We start from the raw sequence: 14,243 nt of genomic DNA, 5'->3' as shown, positions 1-14,243 counted from the left end.
ACGGCATGTCGCGCGGGTGAACACCGGGCACACCGTCGGCCCGGCGCGGCCCGGCGCCACCGCAATGGACCACAATGGAGACGATGGATTCCGAGCCCCAGTCCTTCTATGACGCCGTCGGCGGTGCCCCCACGTTCAACGCGATCGTGTCCCGGTTCTACGCCCAGGTCGCCGAGGACGAGATCCTGCGCCAGATCTACCCCGAAGACGACCTGGCGGGCGCCGAGGAGCGGCTGCGGATGTTCCTCGAGCAGTACTGGGGCGGTCCCCGCACCTACTCCGACCAGCGGGGCCATCCCCGGTTGCGCATGCGCCACGTCCCGTTCCGGATCACTCCCATCGAGCGCGACGCCTGGCTGCGCTGCATGCACATCGCCGTCGGCTCGATCGACTCGGAGACCCTCGACGACGAGCACCGGCGCCAGTTGCTCGATTACCTTGAAATGGCTGCCCACTCGCTGGTCAACGCGGCGTTGTGATGTCGGCCCACGACAATGAGCGGGGTGGAATGAGCGCCAAGCCGTGGTGGTCAGACGCGGTGTTCTATCAGGTGTATCCGCGGTCGTTCGCCGACAGTGACGGCGACGGCGTCGGCGACCTGGACGGTCTGACGGCTCGGCTGGAACACCTGGAACGGCTCGGCGTCGACGCGATCTGGCTCAACCCTGTCACCGTGTCGCCGATGGCCGACCATGGCTACGACGTCGCGGATCCGCGCGACATCGACCCGTTGTTCGGCGGGATGGCGGCGTTCGAGCGGCTGGTGGCGGCGGCACACGAGCGGGGCATCAAGATCACCATGGACGTGGTGCCCAACCACAGCAGTTCGGCGCATCCGTGGTTTCAGGCTGCGCTGGCTGCCGGTCCGGGCACCGACGCCCGTGACCGCTACTTTTTTCGCGACGGGCGCGGCTCCGACGGCGAACTGCCGCCGAACAACTGGACGTCGGTGTTCGGCGGGCCGGCCTGGACGCGGGTGATCGAACCGGACGGCAATCCGGGCCAGTGGTACCTGCACCTGTTCGACGCCGAGCAGCCGGACCTGAACTGGGAACACCCGGACATCTTCGACGACTTCGAGAAGACGCTGCGGTTCTGGCTGGAACGCGGCGTCGACGGATTCCGCATCGACGTCGCGCACGGAATGGCCAAGCCGGCCGACCTGCCCGACGCGCGGGGCGACATCAAGGTCCTGCACCACAGCGATGACGACCCGCGCTTCAACCACCCGAGCGTGCACGAAATCCACCGCGGGATCCGATCGATCGTCGATGACTACCCGGGGGCGGTGACCATCGGCGAGGTCTGGGTCATGGACAACGTCCGGTGGGCCGAATACCTGCGACCGGACGAGCTTCATCTCGGCTTCAACTTCCGGCTGACCAAGATCGACTTCGACGCGACCCAAATCCATGACGCCATCCAGAACTCGTTGGCGGCCACCGCGATCGAGAACGCCACACCGACGTGGACGCTGTCCAACCACGACGTCGGCCGCGAGGTCACCCGGTACGGCGACGGTGAGCTCGGGTTGCGCCGGGCGCGCGCCATGGCGATGGTGATGCTGGCGCTGCCGGGCGCGGTGTTCGTCTACAACGGCGAGGAGCTGGGGCTCCCCGACGTGACGCTGCCCGACGAAGTGCTCCAAGACCCGACGTGGGAACGCTCCGGGCACACCGAGCGCGGCCGCGACAAGTGCCGGGTCCCGATCCCGTGGTCGGGCGACGCGCCGCCATTCGGCTTCTCCTCGTCGCCAGCCACCTGGTTGCCGATGCCCAGGGAGTGGGCGGCGCTGACCGTCGAAAAGCAGACCGCCGACCCGAAATCGACCTTCTCGTTCTTCCAGCACATCATCAAATCGCGCAAGGAGCGCACCGAATTCGACGGCGACGGGCTCGAGTGGCTGGACGCACCGCGTGATGCGCTGATCTTCCGCCGCGGCGGCGGTGCGGTGTGCGCGGTGAACGCCGGCCGCCGACCCATCCCACTGCCACCGGGAGAACTCATCGTGACCAGCGCACCGCTGGTCGACGGCAAACTCCCGCCCGACACCGCGGCCTGGCTGGCCTGAGCGACCAAAGGCGCGGCGGAGCAGTAGCTTTCGCATAACGTTCCGGGGTGTCGCTTGCAAGGGGCATACCCGGTGGGGGTACTGTCGTGCCATGGCCGAGATCGAGCCCACCGGTGAAAGGCGCGTCGGTGGATAACACGTTGCGGTGGGTGGTGACGGCGCTCTTCGCCGTCAGCTTTGTTGCGTATGCGTATTTCCTTGTCGCCCAACGCCGATGCTGGACGGGCGTCGTCAGCCAGCTGCTACACCTCGCGATGTCGGCCGCGATGATCCTGATGACCTGGGGCGTGGGAATGACCCTTCCGACCTTCGCGGCGGCGATGTGCTTTCTGCTCGGCGGTGCCTGGTTCGTCGGCGTCGCCGGTCACGCGCCGTGGGCCGTCGATGGCCGGCTGACGAACTACTACTACGCCGTGATGATGGTGGCGATGGCCTGGATGTACGGGGCGATGAACGGCAGCCTGCCGGGAGGGCCCGCGCACTCGGGCGGCGCGGCGATGGACATGTCCGCACAGTCGGGCGCGCCCGCGATGCGGCACGAAACCCCCGATTGGGTCGGCGCGGTGAACTGGACCGCGGCACTGGGGTTCGCCGGCGTGGCGATTTACTGGGCGTATCGCTGGATGGCCCGGCGCTGGACGGACCTGATGCCGCGCGCCGTTCGACTAACCCACGCGCAAATCGTGACTCAGACCGTCACCGCCGCAGGCACGGCGCTGATGTTCGCCGACATCGTGTGAGCGGGCCGGTCGACCGGTTCGGCCAAGTTCCGGCGCAGCGCTTGGCTCGTCGCTGCTCTATACCTAGTACATGGCGACCTACTCGTGGACAGTGATCGGAGCCGGACCCGCGGGAATCGCGGCGGTGGGGCGGCTGCTCGATCAGAGCGTGCCGCCTGACAAGATCGCCTGGCTCGATCCTGCCTTCGCCGCGGGTGACCTGGGCGGCAAGTGGCGGTCGGTGTCCAGCAACACCATTGCCGGAACCTTCCTGAGTTTCTTGAACGGCTCTGCGGCCTTTCGGTTTTCGGAGGCCCCGCCTTCCCCGCTGGCCGAAGTCGACCCGGAGGAGACTTGCGCCCTGGCCCTGGTCGCCGACCCGTTGGTGTGGGTCACCGGGCACCTGCGCGAACGGGTGCACGTGTTCGAGACGGTGGCCACCAGCCTGTCGCTGCAACGGCGGCAGTGGCGGATCCAGACGCAGGATTCGGAAGTAAGGTCGGACAACGTGATCCTCGCGATCGGCGCGGAACCGAAGAGTCTCGACTACCCCATCGACGCGATTCCGGTCGAGGTCGCCCTCGACGCCGACAGGCTCGCCGAGGTGCCACTCGAAGGCGCGACGGTTGGCGTCTTCGGCTCGTCGCACTCGTCGATGATCGCGCTGCCGCACCTGCTGCGGCTTCCGGTCGGCAGGGTGATCAATTTTTACCGCAGTCCGCTCAAATACGCTGTCTATCTTGATGATTGGATACTGTTCGATGACACCGGCCTCAAGGGCCGAGCCGCCGTCTGGGCCCGGGAGAACATCGACGGGGAGTACCCGGAACGGTTGGAAAGGTGCTGGGTTGCCGGCCCGGACTTCGACGAGAAGCTCGCCGAGTGCGACCGCGTCGTCTACACCGTCGGCTTCGAGCAGCGAAAGCTGCCCGAGACGCCCCAGTGGGGACCGCTGCAGTACAACCGGATGAACGGAATCCTCGCCCCCGGCCTGTTCGGGCTGGGCATCGCGTTCCCCGAGTACGCCGAAGACCCGTACGGCTATGGGCAATACCGCGTCGGCCTCAAGAAGTTCATGGATTACCTCGACGCGGCTCTGCCGTTGTGGATGGTCTACGGCACCTGATCCGCCGCCCGACGACCGCATTTAACTCAACATGATTTCCGACCGACACCGGTCGTCTCAGGCGTCAGCTCAATAAGAGAGCCGGGTCGCCGCGGCGCCGGTACACCGAGCCAAACCGGGCGTCGAGGCGCAACCAGGTCGGCAGGATCCGAACGCGGATCATCTCGTCGGCGCCGACGGCGTCGGCCGACTGCGGCAGGAAACCCATTGCGGTCAAGGCGAACACACACCGCATCGGCAGTCCCACACTGCCGCCCGGCGAGCTCACCTGGACGACTTCCTGGTCGAGCAGCGACACCGGCGGACCGTGCGAACTGCCATGCTCCTTGGCGAGTTGCGCCCCGCGCTGCGCGAGGTCGAGCATCACCCGGGCGGGTATGTCGTCGAGGTGCGTGAAGCCGGAGTCCGGCGGCAGCGCCCCGCGCCACGCGGAATCCATCGCGAAGCCGGGGTCGACGTAGCCCGAGTCGTCCATCGCAGACAGGCCGCGCGCCAGCGCGTCCGCACCCACGGACAGATCCTCGGGCCGCACTTCGCCGCCCACCACCCGGCTGGCCAGGACGTCGAAACCCGTTGCCACCCAGGCAGTCAGCAGGCCCGCCGATCGAGCGCGCAGGCGAATGACCGCGGCGTCGTCGAGGCGCAGCGCGTAGTCGACGAACGCGGCCAGATCCCTGCGCTGGGCGGCCCGGTCGGCTGGCCCCAACCAAAGCCCGCGGTCAACTACTACCGAATCCACCGTTGCAGATACTCCCGATGGTGTGGGGAGAGCCGCACCAGCCGCTCCTCCTCGATGTGAACGGCGGCCAGCTGCGACTCGGCGATGACGGCGGGTTTGGACTCAGGATCGGCGCTGACCGAGCGCACCTCGTAGCCCAGCGTGAAGTCCACCGCCCGCAACCGCTTGGTCCACATCGTCACCTGCAGCGGCGAATCGACCAGCCGCAGTTGACCTTTGTAGGTCACCTTGACCTCAGCGATCAGCAACCCGATGGTCAAGATATCGACCTCGAACGCTTCGCGCAGAAACTGGACCCGGGCCTCCTCCAGAATCGTGACCATGGTGGCGTGGTTGACGTGCTGGTACATGTCGATGTCCGACCAGCGCACCGGTACGGGGGCTACGAAGCCGACGGTCAACTGGAGGATCCTCTCCCGCTGGTGCGGGTCATGCGCCGGATCTGGCGCGCGGCCACCGAGAGTGTCGCAAGATCCTTCTCCCCGCTTTCTTGGATTTCGATGAGGGTGCGGCGGGCCCGCTCCACCCTTGACGCCGACAGATGTTCCCACTCGGCGATCTTCTCCTCGCCGCTCTCGTCGGGCTCGCCCACGGCGAGCACGTCGAAGCACAACGACCGTAGTGACGCGTAGATGTCATCGCGAATCGCCAAGCGCGCCAACGAATGCCACCGGTCGTTGCGGGGTAGCTCGGAGACCGCCGTCAGCAGGCCGTCGGTGCCCAGCCGGTCCATCAGGGCGAAGTAGGTGTCCGCGACCTCGGCGGCGTCGATGTCGTTGATGTCGGCGATGTCGATGATGTCGAGCAGGCTGAAGCGGTACAGGCCCGCGGCGATCATGTACGCCAGATCCTCGGGCGCACCCTGCGACGAGAACTCGGCGGCCTCCTTCTCGACGATCGCCTTGTCGTCGCCGCGCAGCCACTCCGACATCCGGGGCGTGAGGTCTTTGACCTTCGCGGCGAACCGGTTGATCTCGGCGCCGACGGCCAGCGGCTGCGGACGGTAGTTGAGCAGCCAGCGGCCGGCGCGGTCGATCAGCCGTCGGGTGTCCAGCGTGAGCCGGTCCGACATGGCGACCGGCAGGTTCGCGGCGCGGATCCGCCGCCAGATCTCGCCCACGCCGAAGATGGCGTCGGTGGCTACGTAGGTGCGCACCGCGTCGACCGGCCCCACGCCGACGTCCTCGACGATCCGAAACGCGTAGCTGATGCCTGCGGTGTCGACCAGGTCGTTGATCAGCATGGTGGTGACGATCTCGCGGCGCAGCTGGTGGGTGCGGATCTCCGGGGTGAACCGTTCCCGCAACGGCGTCGGGAAGTATTGGGGCAACCGGGACGCGAACACGTCCTGCTCGGTCAGCTCGGTGTTCAGCATCTCCTCTTTGAGCCCGAGTTTGACGTGCGCCATCAGCGTGCACAGCTCGGGCGAGGTGAGCCCGATGCCGGCCTCGCACCGGCGGTCGATCTCCTTCTCCGATGGCAGCGCTTCGAGTTCCCGGTTGAGCCCTCGCTCGTCGACCAGGTACTGAATCTGCCTGCCGTGCACCGGCAGCAGGCTTGCCGCGTTGGCGCGGCTGGTGCCGATCAGGTCGTTTTGATCCTCGTTGTCGGTGAGCACCAGCTGCGCGACCTCGTCGGTCATCGACTCCAGCAGCTCTTTGCGCTCGGCGGGATCGACGCGGCCTGCCGTCACCAGCGAGTCGATCAGGATTTTGATGTTGACCTCGTGGTCCGAGCAGTCCACCCCGGCGGAGTTGTCCATGGCGTCGGTGTTGATCCGCCCGCCCGACAGATCGAATTCGACGCGGCCAAGGGCGGTCACCCCCAGGTTCCCGCCTTCCCCGATCACCTTGGCGCGCACCTGGCTCGCGTTGACCCGCACGGGATCGTTGGCGCGGTCGCCGACGTCGGCGTCGGACTCCGACTCGGCCTTGATGTAGGTGCCGATGCCCCCGTTGAACAGCAGGTCGACCGGCGCCTGCAGGATCGCCTTGATCAGGTTCGGCGGCGTCATTTCGGTGACCTCGCCGTCGATGCCCAGCGCGTCGCGCACCTGCGAGCTGACCGGGATGGATTTGTGCTCGCGGCTGTACACCCCGCCGCCCTCACTGATCAGCGACTTGTCGTAGTCGTCCCAGCTGGATCGCGGCAGGTCGAACATCCGCCGGCGCTCCTCCCACGAGGCCGCGGGGTCGGGGTCGGGGTCGAGAAAGACGTGCCGGTGATCGAAGGCCGCGATCAGCCTGATGTGTCTGGACAGCAGCATGCCGTTGCCGAATACGTCGCCGCTCATGTCGCCCACGCCCACCACCGTGAAGTCCTCGGACTGGGTGTCGACGCCCATCTCCCGGAAGTGTCGCTTGACGGCCTCCCACGCGCCTTTGGCCGTGATGCCCATGGCCTTGTGGTCATAGCCCACCGATCCGCCGGATGCGAACGCATCACCCAACCAGAATCCGTAGGACTTCGCGACGTCGTTGGCGATGTCGGAGAAGGTGGCGGTGCCCTTGTCCGCGGCCACCACCAGGTAAGCGTCGTCGCCGTCGCGCCGGATCACCCCGGGCGGCGGGCTGACCTTCTTCGTTTTGTGGTCGACGTTGTCGGTGACGTCGAGGAGCCCGGAGATGAACAGCTGATAGCAGGCGACACCCTCGGCACGGATGGCCTCGCGGTCCTCCGCCTGGTCGCCGGTCGCCAGCGGCGGCCTTTTGACGACGAAGCCGCCCTTGGCCCCGACCGGCACGATGACGGCGTTCTTCACCGCCTGCGCCTTGACCAGGCCGAGGATCTCGGTGCGGAAATCGTCGCGGCGGTCCGACCAGCGCAGCCCGCCGCGCGCCACCGGCCCGAACCGCAGGTGCACGCCCTCGACGCGGGGCGAGTAGACGAAGATCTCGTACTTGGGCCGCGGCAGCGGCAGTTCGTCGATCAGCTGGGCATCGAGCTTGAGGGCCAGCACATTTCGGGCGCGGGCCGAACCCTCCCGGGTCACGAAGTAATTGGTGCGCAACGTCGCCTGCACCAGCGACGCGAACGCCCGCAGGATGCGATCGGTGTCCAGGCTCATCAGCGCGTCGATGTCGGCGGCGACCGCGGCAGCCGCCGCTTGGGCGTCGCGATTCCTCGACGAGCCCGACGGGCGGGGATCGAAGAGCGCCTCGAACAGGGCGACCAGTGAACGCGCCGTGGAGGGGTGCTCGTTGAGCACCGACTCGATGTAGGACTGACTGTAGGGAAAGCCCGCCTGCCGTAGGTATTTCGCGTAGGCACGCAGCAACACGACCTGCTGCCAGGTCAGCCGCGCGCGCATGACCAGTTCGTTGAAGCGGTCGATCTCGACCCGGCCTTCCCAGATCGCGGTGACCGCGTCGGCGAATCGCTGTGCGGTGGCCTCGCGCTCGGTTGTCGTGGTCGCCGGCGAGATGGTGGGGTGGGTCGAGATCTTGAACTGGTAGATCCACACCGGCAGGTTGTCCGGGCGGGTCACGGTGAAGGGCCGCTCCTCGAGCACCACCACGCCCATGCTCTGCAGCATCGGCAGCAGCTGGCTCAGCGAGGCGGTGCGCCCGCCCAGGAACCAGGTCAGCTGGGCGGCCCCGTCCTCGCCGCGCTCAGAGAACACTAGCTTTACCGAATTATCTTGCAGCCCTTGGATTATGGCGATGTGGTCGATGGCGTCGGCCGGGCTGACGGCCTGCTTGTAGACCTCCGAGAACGCCGTGGCGTAGTGCTCGACGTCGGCCTGCTCGGCGCGGCCGTCCGCGGCCGCGCCGATCAACCGGTCGGTCCAGGTGCGGGCGGCCTCGCTCAGCAGCCCCTGGATGCGGACCCGATTGTCCTCGGAGACGTCGACGGGTGCGGCTTCTTCGGGCAGCCGCACCATGAAATGCATGAGGGCCCAGGGTGACTCGCTGACGCGGGCGGTGAACTCGAGCCGCGTGCCGCCGAATTCGCGGACCAAGATGTCTTCGATCTGAAGCCGCACCTGGGTGGTGTAGCGGTCGCGGGGCAAGTACACCAGGCAGGACACGAAGTATTGGAGCCGATCGGCGCGCAGGAACAACAACGCCCGCCGTTGGGATCCCAGGTCCACCACCGCTTTGGCCATCGCCAACAGCCGCTCGGCGCTGAGAGTGAAAAGCTCTGAGCGCGGGACGGTTTGGATGACGTCGAGCAGCAGCTGACCGGGGTGGATCGGGTCGCTGTCGGCCAGGGCGAGCGCGTCGCGGACCCGGGTCGAGACCGTAGGGATCTCCAGGACGTCGGCGTTCATGGCGGCGACCGTGAAGAGCCCGACGAAGCGGTGCTCGACGACTCCGTCGTCGGCCCTCTCCCGCACCGCGATGGCGTACGGATAGGCGCCGTACCGCAAGTAGCTGCCCACGACAGACTGCGCGAGCACCAGCAGCTTGTCGTCATCGGTCAATCGGGGGCGGGAACCGGTGCGGGTGCGCAGGACGCCCAGGCCGGGTGAGCCGTCGCCGGAGACCAGGCCCTCGTGCACGCGGCACCGTTGGTAGCCCAGCAGCAGGAAGTTACCGTTGCCCAGCCAGCGCAGCAGGGCGGCGACGTCGTCGCGGTCCGGCGCGGAGAACTGGCCGTGCGCGTTGGTTTCCACGTCCGCGGCCAGGCCGCTCAGGGCGGCGATCAACGCGCCCGCGTCGCTGGCGACCTGCTGCACGTCCGACAGGACCTTGGGCAGCAGCCGCTCGACTTCGACGAGGCCCTTGGTGTCGACCGACGGCAGCAGCTGCACGTGTATCCACGCTTCGCCGACGTATGGCGGTGCGCCGGGAGGTTTGGGTTCGACGCTGACCAGGTCGCCGTCCGAGTTGCGGTGCACCTCGAACACCGGCGTCATGATGGCGGCGTAGGGCACGCCGAGCCGGTGCAGCAGCACGGTGACCGAGTCCATCAGCATGCCGCCGTGATCGGTGACGACCTGCAGCGCGGGCCCGAATCCGGCCGGATCCTCCGCGGGGTACACCGCGACTCGGCTCTGGCCGGCGGGGCGGTGCTGGCCCAACCGATAGTGGGCGCCCAGCATGGCGGGAGTGACGATGGAGGTCGGGACGGTCAGGTCGATCGGACCGGAATCCGCCGCCCCCGGTTCGTCGCCGTGCGGGCCGCGATAGCTCTCGATGTAGGCCTTCGCGATCCAGCCCGGAATGTCCTCCTGCAGTGTGAACGCGGTCCACGGCTTGAGGGCCTGCTTGGCTCCGGGATCGATCGTCATGCCGATGGCTCCCAACTCGTGACCGATGTCACTGTGCTCAACCGCCCAGTCTCCCCCGCAATGGGGGGCGGCCCCCAGCGGCCGTCCGGGCCGCGTCACTGCGGGGCTGCGCAGCTGACACTAGTCGCGCGTGAGCTTTCGGTGGGTCACTCTGTGCGGTCGCGCCGCGTCAACTCCGAGGCGTGCGACCTTGTTCTCCTCGTACGCACCGAAGTTGCCCTCGAACCAGAACCACTTGGCCTCGTTGTCCTCGTCGCCCTCCCAGGCCAGGATGTGCGTGCACGTGCGGTCCAGGAACCAGCGATCGTGGGAGATCACGACCGCGCAGCCGGGGAATTTCTCCAGGGCGTTCTCGAGCGAGCCGAGCGTTTCGACGTCGAGGTCGTTGGTGGGTTCGTCGAGCAGGATCAGGTTGCCGCCCTCTTTGAGCGTGAGCGCCAGGTTCAGCCGGTTGCGCTCGCCGCCGGAGAGCACGCCGGCCGGCTTCTGCTGGTCAGGACCCTTGAAGCCGAACGCTGAAACGTAGGCGCGCGACGGGATCTCGTTCTGTCCGACCTCGATGTAGTCGAGGCCGTCCGAAACGACTTCCCACACGGTCTTCTTGGGGTCGATCCCGGCGCGGGACTGGTCGACGTAGCTGAGCTTGACGGTTTCTCCGACCTTGACCGTCCCGCTGTCGGGCTGTTCGAGTCCCACGATGGTCTTGAACAGCGTCGTCTTGCCGACGCCGTTGGGACCGATGACGCCGACGATGCCGTTGCGGGGCAGGGTGAAGGACAGGTCCTTGATCAGCGTGCGCCCGCCGAAGCCCTTGTCCAGGTGCTCGACCTCGACGACCACGTTGCCCAGCCGCGGCCCGACCGGGATCTGGATCTCCTCGAAGTCGAGCTTGCGCGTCTTTTCCGCCTCGGCCGCCATCTCCTCATACCGCTGCAGCCGCGCCTTGCTCTTCGCCTGGCGCGCCTTGGCCCCCGACCGCACCCAGGCCAGCTCCTCGGTCAGCCGCTTCTGCAGCTTGGCGTCCTTGCGGCCCTGCACCGACAAGCGCTCGGCCTTCTTCTCCAGATAGGTCGAATAGTTGCCCTCATAGGGGTACGCGCGACCGCGGTCGAGCTCGAGGATCCACTGCGCCACGTTGTCCAGGAAGTACCGGTCGTGGGTCACCGCCAACACCGCGCCCGCATAGGCGGCCAGGTGCTGTTCGAGCCACTGCACGCTTTCGGCGTCCAGGTGGTTGGTCGGCTCGTCGAGCAGCAACAGGTCCGGCTTGGACAACAGCAGCTTGCACAGCGCCACGCGCCGTCGCTCACCACCGGACAGGTTCGTCACCGGCTCGTCGGGCGGCGGGCAGCGCAGGGCGTCCATGGCCTGCTCGAGCTGCGAGTCGAGGTCCCAGGCGTCGGCGTGGTCCAGCTCCTCCTGCAGCCGGCCCATTTCCTCCATCAACTCGTCGGAGTAGTCGGTGGCCATCAATTCGGCGACCTCGTTGAACCGGTCCAGCTTGACCTTGATCTCGCCGAGCCCCTCCTCGACGTTGCCGCGCACCGTCTTCTCTTCGTTCAGCGGTGGCTCCTGCTGCAGGATGCCGACGGTGGCGCCGGTGGCCAGGAAGGCCTCGCCGTTGTTCGGCTTGTCCAGCCCAGCCATGATCCGCAAGACGCTCGACTTGCCGGCGCCGTTGGGGCCGACGACACCGATCTTGGCGCCCGGGTAGAAGCTCAACGTGACGTCGTCCAGGATCACCTTGTCGCCGTGCGCCTTGCGGACCTTTTTCATCGTGTAGATGAACTCAGCCATGCCGCGGTCATGCCTTTCTGGTCTTTTGAGAGAGTTCTCGCGACCATCCTAGGCATCGCGCGGTGGGCCGGATTCCGCAGCTAAGCCGACATCGGCAGCGGTCCCGCTTCGGCGGAGTCGACGCCGGCGTCGCGATCGGCGTCCTCACCAGCGGTGCCGGTCGCATCCGTGGGTGGCTTGCCGGCATCGCCGGCAGTCGGGCCGGTGTAGCCGGGCCTCTCGATGCGGACGATCGCGCGGGACACATCGGGCCCGACGGAGGTGGCACGCATCTCCAGCGACGAGCGGCGGTTGCCGTCGCGGTCCTCGTACTCGCTGGTGTACACGTGGCCCACGACAATCACCGGTGCACCCTTACCCAGCGCGGCGCCCACGCCGGTGACCAACTTGCCCCAGCAATTGACGTTGATGAACAACGAGTTGCCCGGCTCCCAGCCTCCGTCGGCCGTGCGCCGCCGGGAATTGCTCGCGACGCGGAACTTGATCACCTCCTGCGTGCCGACGTGTCGGCGTTCGGGGTTGGTGACGATGTGTCCGACGACCGTAAGCGGTGTTTCAAACATTGGCTGATCCCTTCTCGGTTGCCATTTCTCTGCTGTCGTGACCATTGACCTCGCCGCAACCGACGGACCTGGGGCCGAAACCGGGTCTCGGTGAGCGGTCCTGTGGAAAGAGACGGGACTGTGGAGTAGTTCGCGGGTCACATTCCAGCGCGGAATCGGCAACCGAAACTTGTCGTACCGCGCGGCGACGATGGGTTCATGTCTTCGACCGCATCGTCCGACTCCGTGGTGGTGAGCCCCAAAGACCGTCTCGGGGTGCTGTTCGAGGAGTTGGCGGAGTTGGCCGGTCAGCGCAACGCCGTCGATGGGCGCATCGTGGATTTGGTCGCCGAGATCGAGCGTGAGGAGCTGTGCGGCATGACCGGCGCGCGGTCGGTGCCGGCGTTGGTGGCCTGGAAGCTGGGGTTGTCCTCGACCACCGCGCACACGATCGCCACCGTCGCGCGCCGGGTCGAGGAGTTCCCCCGCTGCGCCCAAGGAATGCGGGAGGGCCGGCTGTCGCTGGATCAGGTCGGCGTCATCGCGGCACGTGCGGGTGGGGGGTCCGATGCGCACTACGCGGAGTTGGCGCAGGTGGCCACGGTGCACCAGCTGCGCACCGCGATCAGCCTCGAACCGCGTCCTGACCCAGGACCCCGGCGCGAGCTCGAGCCCTCGTTGAGGAAGACCTCCACCGAGCAGGGCGCCTGCTATCGGATCTCCCTGCCGTCTGCGGACGCCGCGACGTTCGACGCCGCCTTGCAGTCCCATCGTGACGCGCTGATCGCCGAATGGAAGCACGACCGCGCCGAGGGAGCGTCAGACAGCGCGCCGCCCCTGCCGGGCAGCGTCGAGGCGTTCATGCGCCTGATCGAGGCCGGCTGGGACGCGGAGACGACCCGCCGCCCACACGGACAGCACACCACCGTGGTGGTGCACGTCGACGCCGAAACGCACACTGCGGCACTGCACATGGGTCCGCTGCTCACCGACGCCGAACGCCGCTACCTGACCTGCGACGCCACCGGCGAACTGTGGTTCGAACGCCAGGGCGAGGTCATCGGCGCCGGCCGAACCACCCGCCTGATCAGCCGGCGACTGCGCCGCGCGCTCGAGCACCGCCACCGCAGCTGCGCGGTTCCCGGCTGCGGCGCCACCCGCGGCCTGCACGCCCACCACATCCGGCACTGGGAAGACGGCGGACCCACCGAGCTGACCAACCTCGTGCTGGTCTGCCCGTATCACCACCGGGCCCATCATCGTGGCGTCATCACCATCGCCGGACCCGCACGCACGATGACCGTCACCGATCAGGCCGGCCGAACCAAGCGTGGAGCTACCGTGTCCTCGTTGGTCGAAGGCGATGAGGCGGTAGCCCCGGGCCAACAGCTCATCCCAGACGATGTTCCACTCCCCAAGCGTGCCGCCGTAGCCGTGCGCGAAAACGACGGCGGGCCCCGCGCCGGCGGTGATGGCGCGCAGCACGGTCCCGTCGGCTCGGCTGATGAAGTGCTGCTCGCCGCGCTGTTCGGTGGCGAGGCGCTCACGAGGATAGGGATCGGGATTGTCCTCGATCCGCGCGACGACCGATTGGGCGGCATAGCGAGCGGCCAGGGCGAGAAGCCCGGACAGCGTTACGGCGCCGACCGGCTTCGTCAGGGCGCGGGTCACCACGGGCCGCCTCTCCGTCGAGCGGGATTTCGGAGACTGTCTTCGAACTATTGAGGCTCCCAGATCTTGCCCGGCCGGACAACACGTGGTTCACGACGCTTACGCAGTGGATGCGTTGCGACGCTGGCTGATTCCGGTGGCAACCGGTTACTCGTCGATACGTTGCCGGGAGCGACCGGCCCGGTAGGCGGGCTAGTTGTTGGATGGTGGTGGTTGGGGTTGGAAGGGTTGGTACCACCACCAGTCGGCGCGCTCGCCGGTGGGTCCCGGGTCAGGTTGCTGGATAGACGAATTCGTACGTTGTCAGAGCGGCTTTGCATGTCCCGGCGTGTCACGGCGCGC

The 14,243-nt window shown here is 67.4% G+C and carries 9 protein-coding genes and 3 pseudogenes; 5 read left to right on the top strand and 7 right to left on the bottom strand.

What is annotated here, in order from left to right:
• The first annotated feature begins 83 nt into the window (after nucleotides 1–83).
• The 4 genes from A5701_RS05125 (at nucleotide 84) to A5701_RS05110 (ending at nucleotide 3,916) form a co-directional block, all read left to right on the top strand.
• A complete protein-coding gene (locus A5701_RS05125; RefSeq protein ID WP_067749526.1) occupies nucleotides 84–479 on the top strand; it encodes a globin in 396 nt (131 codons plus the stop codon).
• A complete protein-coding gene (locus tag A5701_RS05120; RefSeq protein WP_197498991.1) occupies nucleotides 479–2,071 on the top strand; it encodes a glycoside hydrolase family 13 protein in 1,593 nt (530 codons plus the stop codon). Before A5701_RS05125 ends, A5701_RS05120 begins: the two co-directional genes overlap by 1 nt.
• A 128-nt stretch (nucleotides 2,072–2,199) precedes the next feature.
• The gene (locus A5701_RS05115; RefSeq protein ID WP_067749524.1) at nucleotides 2,200–2,811 is read left to right on the top strand and encodes a DUF5134 domain-containing protein; all 612 of its coding nucleotides are present in this window, start codon (nucleotides 2,200–2,202) and stop codon (nucleotides 2,809–2,811) included.
• 91 nt (nucleotides 2,812–2,902) lie between these two features.
• Complete coding sequence (locus A5701_RS05110) at nucleotides 2,903–3,916, top strand: pyridine nucleotide-disulfide oxidoreductase (protein ID WP_067749522.1); 1,014 nt, start codon at nucleotides 2,903–2,905, stop codon at nucleotides 3,914–3,916.
• Between the two features lie 64 nt (nucleotides 3,917–3,980).
• Here the strand turns inward: A5701_RS05110 and A5701_RS05105 are convergent, their stop codons facing one another.
• The 5 genes from A5701_RS05105 to A5701_RS05085 form a co-directional block, all read right to left on the bottom strand.
• The gene (locus tag A5701_RS05105; RefSeq protein WP_067749492.1) at nucleotides 3,981–4,655 is read right to left on the bottom strand and encodes a hypothetical protein; all 675 of its coding nucleotides are present in this window, start codon (nucleotides 4,653–4,655) and stop codon (nucleotides 3,981–3,983) included.
• A complete protein-coding gene (locus tag A5701_RS05100) occupies nucleotides 4,643–5,056 on the bottom strand; it encodes a thioesterase family protein (RefSeq protein WP_067749490.1) in 414 nt (137 codons plus the stop codon). Before A5701_RS05100 ends, A5701_RS05105 begins: the two co-directional genes overlap by 13 nt.
• A complete protein-coding gene (locus A5701_RS05095; RefSeq protein ID WP_067749488.1) occupies nucleotides 5,053–9,891 on the bottom strand; it encodes an NAD-glutamate dehydrogenase in 4,839 nt (1,612 codons plus the stop codon). Before A5701_RS05095 ends, A5701_RS05100 begins: the two co-directional genes overlap by 4 nt.
• Nucleotides 9,892–10,011: 120 nt before the next feature.
• Nucleotides 10,012–11,688: an energy-dependent translational throttle protein EttA gene (gene ettA / locus A5701_RS05090; RefSeq protein WP_067749486.1), complete on the bottom strand. Its 1,677-nt coding sequence runs from the start codon at nucleotides 11,686–11,688 to the stop codon at nucleotides 10,012–10,014.
• Between the two features lie 80 nt (nucleotides 11,689–11,768).
• Nucleotides 11,769–12,251 carry a single-stranded DNA-binding protein gene (locus A5701_RS05085; protein ID WP_067749484.1) on the bottom strand — a complete coding sequence of 161 codons (483 nt, stop codon included), beginning with the start codon at nucleotides 12,249–12,251 and terminating at the stop codon, nucleotides 11,769–11,771.
• Nucleotides 12,252–12,449: 198 nt separating this feature from the next.
• Here A5701_RS05085 and A5701_RS28750 point away from each other — a divergent pair.
• Nucleotides 12,450–13,610 (top strand): annotated as a pseudogene (locus A5701_RS28750) (HNH endonuclease signature motif containing protein); the annotation flags it as partial.
• Here A5701_RS28750 and A5701_RS28745 read toward each other — a convergent pair.
• Nucleotides 13,605–13,715 (bottom strand): annotated as a pseudogene (locus A5701_RS28745) (alpha/beta hydrolase); the annotation flags it as partial. The pseudogenes A5701_RS28750 and A5701_RS28745 sit on opposite strands and share 6 nt — an antisense overlap.
• A 378-nt stretch (nucleotides 13,716–14,093) precedes the next feature.
• Nucleotides 14,094–14,177, bottom strand: a pseudogene (locus A5701_RS28740) (hypothetical protein); the annotation flags it as partial.
• Between the last annotated feature and the right edge of the window lie 66 nt (nucleotides 14,178–14,243).

The sequence above is a fragment of the Mycobacterium sp. E3305 genome (genome assembly GCF_001666785.1).
Taxonomy (GTDB): Bacteria; Actinomycetota; Actinomycetes; order Mycobacteriales; family Mycobacteriaceae; genus Mycobacterium.
Note: the sequence above shows the minus strand (reverse complement) of the source record. Positions and strands in the feature narration are given on the sequence as shown.